Consider the following 5,229-nt stretch of genomic DNA (forward strand, 5'->3'; position numbering starts at 1 on the left):
TGCAGCAGCGTGAGCGCGGCGCGGCCGGCGCGCTGCGTCTGGCCGGCCTTGTCGACGAGCATGAACGGCAGCTCGGGCCATTGCCATTCCTGCAACGGCACGGCGGGCTCGCGCGGCGGCAGTAAAACAATCAGCGTGCTCAAGGGCTCCTCTCCCGAATGGTGTCGTTATAGCTGGTCGCGGATACGCACGACCCGCGTCGAGTGCGTGGTCGGATCACGATACACGAGCGAGGTGCGATCGACCTCCGCGCGATCGTGCTGGATCCGGCCATGCACGATGAAATAGCTCGAATTGACATCGATCTGGCTCGTGTCGAGCGTCACGTTCGGCGCGCCGGCGCCGCGCAGCGCGAGCGTCACGTCGCCGACGTTGCGGAAAAACACGGTCTCGCGGCGCGACACGAGCGCCTGCGCCGACGCGACGCTCATCCCCGGCACGAGCGCCGCGATCACCTCGGCGGGCGCGGTGTTCATGTTCACGGCCGTCGTCGTCGGCAGCACGGTCACGAACGGGCGCAGCCGTTCGACCATTTCCGGCGTCACGCCGTCGACGTCGAGCAGGCTGTCGACGCCCGTCATGATGAGCGGCGACGGCCCACGATCGCTGTCGGCAAGGCCCGGCTCATCGGTGAAGGTCGTGCCCTGCGTGCCCGTGCCCGCTTCCGGTACCACGGGCGCGCCCCCGACGCCAGGCAGCGTCGGCATCTGGAAGCGCGACGACGAATGCATCAGGCCCGCGCGCACCTGCATCGCGATCCGCTTCGCGAACGCGCCGTCGTAGCCGAGGGTCGACAGCAGGCGCGCGAATGCCTGGAGCTGCACGGCGTTCAGCTGCAGCACGCCGGGCGCGGGCGTCGACACGAGGTTGCGCAGGTTGAACTTCGCCTGCGCGTCCTCGATCGAGCCGGAAATATAGGTGTCGTCGCCGCCGCTGCCGTCGGTGATGCCGATCTTGCCCATGAAGTCGGACAGCTTCGTCTTCGCGATCGGCACGGCCCAGATGCCGCCGAGGTACGTGATGCCGGGCGCCGTGTCGCCTTCGGAGCGCAGCACCATCCGCGTCCAGTCGAGCGCGCCGCGTGAGACCCACTGCGCCTGCGCGAGCACGCGCTGGTTCTCTATGCGGCGCACCTGCACCTGCTGGCGCCACAGCATCCCCGACACGAGGATCGCCGCCAGCGCGACGACCAGCAGCGCGGTGATGATCGCGGCGCCGCGTTGCCGGCGCGTTCGGGTCGGCGCGTGCGCGAAGGAGGGGAACGAGGGAGAGCGACGCACGCGCATCGTCATTCCCCGACCAGGAAGATGCGCGTAACCGGCACGCGCAGCGACGTCGCGCCGATGCTGACCTGCAGGCCCGTCACCGCGCGCGGCGGCGGCGCGTTGCCGAGTTGCGGCACCTTCTGCGCGTCGATGTTCTGCACGAGCGCGTCGTCGGCCGCCTGCAGGCTGGTGGTCCAGCCGACGCGCGGTACGTAGAACTTCGCGTTGATCGCGCCGACCCCGCCCATCAGCGCCACCGCGCTCCAGCCGTCGACGCTGACGTTCTTCAGCGTGTCGCGCAGCCGGTTCGCGTCGTCGAACGGCGGCGATGCGTAACGCACGACGCGGCCGCCCGCGATCCGGTAGCGGACCACCTGCAGCCGCGGCGCGGCGCCCGGCACGTCGAATTCGCGGACGATCTGCAGCGTGTTGCCGGCGACGCCGATCGCGGGCTGGCCCGCTTCGTCGTCGGTCGCCGCGCGGCGCGCGTCGATGCGCATCTGGTCGAACATCTGCGCGAAGATGCGCTCGTCCTCCATCGCAGACGCGACCTTGTCGCGGCCGCGCATGATCTGGTCGAGCCCGCGCCACGCCAGCACGGCAACGACCGCGAGAATCGCGATCGCGATCATCAGTTCGATCAGCGTGAAGCCGCGTGCCGAACGGCGTCCTCTGCGGGGATGCGCCCCGGAGGAAGTGCCGTTGCCGCGCGCACGGCGGAACGCGTCAGAGCGAGCGGCTGGTTTCATTCGCGACCACCGTGACCATCTGTGCGAGGACGCCCGAGCGTCCCGGCGAACTCACCGATACCTCGACGCGCCGGAACACCGGATTCGGCGTCGCGCTGACGCGCTGCGTGCAGACGAGCTGCACATTGCCTTGCGAACAGTCGAAGCTTTGCTCGCCGATCTGCGGCCACGCATGCGCAAGGCGCAGCTGCGCGAGCGCGTTGTCGGCGCTCCAGCCGGCCAGCAGCCGGCTATGCAGGTCCGACGCGCCGGTCGCCATCGTGCCGACCGCGCGGATCGACGCGGCCAGCGCAATCGCGATGATCGCGAGCGCGACCAGCACCTCGATCATCGTGAAACCACGTGCCGAACGCAGCGCCGTCGACGGGCGCAGCGCGGAAAAAGGGGAGAGCGGCCGACGACGCATCGTCACTGCACCTCGTAGCGGCCGTTGCCGGTGCCGACGATCGTCGCGCTGCCGGCTGTCGAATGCAGCGTCACGCGCACCGGCGTGTCGATGCTCTCGGTGCCGAACACGACCCGCGACGCGTGCGAATCGGACCCCGGATAATCGATGTCGGCGCCCGTCACGCCACCATCCCAGTCACGCGGGCGCAGCAGGTCGTCGCGCAGCGTGCGCCAGCCGTCGGGCGTGCTCACGTCGAAGCGAAAGCCGTGCGCGGTCGGCTGCCACGCGATCGGGCGCGCGCGCACCTGTGCCTCGTCGCCCGCGGTCTCGAACAGCAGCGCGACCCGCTGCGCTTCCTCGCGCAGGTCGGTGCGCGGATTGCGGGTCAGCGACAGCGACGCGAGCGACACGAGCAGCCCCGCGATCACGAGCACGACGAGCATTTCGAGCAGCGTGAAGCCGGCGGCCCGCGGAGCACGGAGGAGCGCAAAATCTCTTTGCGCTCCGCAGGAAGTGCCCTCGGGGCACCTCCGGTACACACCGGCGCGGCGCCCGAAGCGGAAGGTCGTTCGGCTGGCTTGCATGGACGGGCGTCGCGCGTGACGGATCAGCGGCCGCTTACTGCCACGAACCGATGTCGGAATCGCTGCCTTCGCCGCCTTCCTTGCCGTCGGCGCCGTAGCTGAACACATCGATCTCGCCGTGCACGCCCGGGTTCAGGTACTTGTACGCGTTACCCCACGGATCGTTCGGCAGGCGTTCGAGATAACCGCCGTCCTTCCAGTTGTTCGGGATCGGATCGGTGCCCGGCTTCTGGATCAGCGCCTGCAGGCCCTGGTCCTGCGACGGGTAGCGGCCGTTGTCGAGACGGTACAGCTTGAGCGCCTGCATGATCGTGCCGATGTCCTGCTTCGCGGCGATGCGGCGCGCTTCGTCCGGGCGGCTCATGATCTTCGGCACGATCAGCGCCGCAAGGATCCCGAGGATCGCGACCACCACCATGATCTCGATCAGCGTGAAACCGCGCTGACGGCGAACGGCCCCGTTGCGGCGAGTGATCCACGTTTGCATGACTGACTACCTCTTTCCAAAAAAATATCGTCGATTGAGTGACGCATCCTCGATCGCCGGACCACGACCTTACGGCACGCTTCCAGCAGACCCGAACACGGAGCACGCATTGTAAGGCGCGCATCGCCAAGGGCTTTCACCCAACGCAAATTTCACATACATCCGTACAATAGCCCGCATGAACGCGCTCTCGATCCGGATCCTCTCCCTCGCACTCTTCGCGGCGTTGTGCGCGACGGCCACCTACTGGGTCGTCACGCTGTCGGCCCGCGAAGCGCCGCTGCCCGCCGCCGCCGCGCGGCCCCCGATCCGCACCGAGGAGGCCGCCGCACTGTTCGGCGGCCAGCTCGAGCGCAATCCCGTGCAGGACATCCACCTGTTCGGCATCCTCGCGCTCCAGCGTGGCGCCGCCGCGATCGTCGGCGTCGGCGGCGAACCGCCGCGCGCGGTGTCGCTCGGCGCCGAGGTCGCGCCCGGCGCGAAGCTCGCCGAAGTCCGCGACCGCTCGATCGTCGTCGACCGCAACGGCGCCCGCGCCGAAATCCAGCTGCCGGCCAACACGCCGTCCCCCGCGATCTACATGCGCTGAGCGCCCGGTTCCGCTGACGGCCACAATGGACGTAATGGCCGTCACTGCACCATGTTGTTCAGCTCGATGATCGGCAGCATCACGGCCAGCACGATCACGAGCACGATCCCCCCCATCGCGAGAATCAGCAGCGGCTCGAGCAGGCTCGTCAGGAACATCGTGCGGCGCTCGAGTTCGCGCGCCTCGCCGTCCGCCGCGCGGTCGAGCATCGTCGTCACGTCGCCGGTCGCTTCGCCGGACCGGATCAGGTGCACGAGCACCGGCGGAAACGTCTTCACGTTGTTCAGCGCGCGCGACAGCGCCGAGCCTTCGCGCACGCGCACGATCGCGTCCTCGATGTTCGCGCGCATCGCGCGGTTCGACAGCGTCTCGCCGGCTGCCTGCAGCGCGCGCAGGATCGGCACGCCGGCCGCGGTCAAGATGCCGAGCGTGCTCGCGAAGCGCACCGTGTTGTAGCCGCGCACGAGCTTGCCCGCGAGCGGCGCGGTAAGCAGCCAGCGGTCGAACGCGAGACGCGGGCCGTCGCGCGACAGCGTCGCCTTCACGAACCAGATCACCAGCGCGACCGCGATCAGGATTGCCCACCACCAGTGCCGCACGAAATCCGACAGCGCCATCATCACGACCGTCAGGATCGGCAGCTGCTGCTTCGTGCTCGCGAACACGTTGACGACTTGCGGCACCACGTAGCTCAGCAGGAACGTGACGATGCCGAACGCGATCAGCGTGACGATCGCCGGATACGTGAACGCGAGCAGGATCTTCTGCTTCAGCGCGTTGCGCTGCTCGATGTAGTCGGCAAGGCGCGACAGCACGATGCCGAGCTTGCCCGTGTGCTCGCCGGCCGACACCAGCGCGCGGTAGATCTCCGGAAAATCGCGCGGATGCTGCGCGAGCGCATTCGCGAGCGAATGGCCGCCGAGCACCTCGGCACGGATCGCGGCCATCAGTTCGCGGATGTAGTCGCGCTCGGACTGTTCCGTCAGCACCGAGAGCGCCTCGTCGAGCGGCAGCCCGGCGATCAGCAGGCTCGCGAGCTGGCGCGTGAGGATCGCCTGCTCGCGCTGCGACAGCTTGCGGCCGAGCGCGAGACGCTGGCTGCGCGCACCGCGCGTTGCGCTGGCCGCCGGCTCGACGACGAGCGGCGTCAGCCCCTGCGTGCGCAGC

The 5,229-nt window shown here is 69.0% G+C and carries 7 protein-coding genes and 1 pseudogene; 1 reads left to right on the forward strand and 7 read right to left on the reverse strand.

Annotated features, from left to right (window positions below; translation table 11 throughout):
- The 6 genes and pseudogenes from G3N94_RS39515 to gspG all read right to left on the reverse strand — a co-directional run.
- Positions 1-143, reverse strand: a pseudogene (locus G3N94_RS39515) (type II secretion system protein GspL); the annotation flags it as partial.
- A gap of 24 nt (positions 144-167) precedes the next feature.
- Entirely contained in the window at positions 168-1,286 is a 1,119-nt protein-coding gene (gene gspK, locus G3N94_RS39520; RefSeq protein ID WP_241022333.1) for a type II secretion system minor pseudopilin GspK, read from the reverse strand.
- A gap of 2 nt (positions 1,287-1,288) precedes the next feature.
- Complete coding sequence (locus tag G3N94_RS39525; protein ID WP_205799622.1) at positions 1,289-2,014, reverse strand: prepilin-type N-terminal cleavage/methylation domain-containing protein; 726 nt, start codon at positions 2,012-2,014, stop codon at positions 1,289-1,291.
- Positions 1,992-2,420, reverse strand: coding sequence for a type II secretion system minor pseudopilin GspI (gspI, locus tag G3N94_RS39530; RefSeq protein ID WP_205799627.1), 429 nt, complete (start codon positions 2,418-2,420; stop codon positions 1,992-1,994). The genes G3N94_RS39525 and gspI overlap by 23 nt, the downstream gene beginning before the upstream one ends.
- 2 nt (positions 2,421-2,422) lie before the next feature.
- Positions 2,423-2,986, reverse strand: a complete 564-nt coding sequence (locus G3N94_RS39535; protein WP_205799623.1) for a GspH/FimT family pseudopilin — start codon at positions 2,984-2,986, stop codon at positions 2,423-2,425.
- Positions 2,987-3,020: 34 nt separating this feature from the next.
- A complete protein-coding gene (gene gspG, locus G3N94_RS39540) occupies positions 3,021-3,473 on the reverse strand; it encodes a type II secretion system major pseudopilin GspG (RefSeq protein WP_205799624.1) in 453 nt (150 codons plus the stop codon).
- Positions 3,474-3,651: 178 nt separating this feature from the next.
- Between gspG and G3N94_RS39545 the strand changes: the two genes are divergently transcribed.
- Positions 3,652-4,062: a type II secretion system protein N gene (locus G3N94_RS39545; protein ID WP_205799625.1), complete on the forward strand. Its 411-nt coding sequence runs from the start codon at positions 3,652-3,654 to the stop codon at positions 4,060-4,062.
- A gap of 41 nt (positions 4,063-4,103) precedes the next feature.
- Here the strand turns inward: G3N94_RS39545 and gspF are convergent.
- Positions 4,104-5,229: type II secretion system inner membrane protein GspF (gene gspF / locus G3N94_RS39550; protein ID WP_205799626.1), on the reverse strand; the 1,126-nt coding region annotated here is incomplete at its 5' end.

The organism is Burkholderia sp. Ac-20353 (genome assembly GCF_017104785.1).
Classification (GTDB): domain Bacteria; phylum Pseudomonadota; class Gammaproteobacteria; order Burkholderiales; family Burkholderiaceae; genus Burkholderia.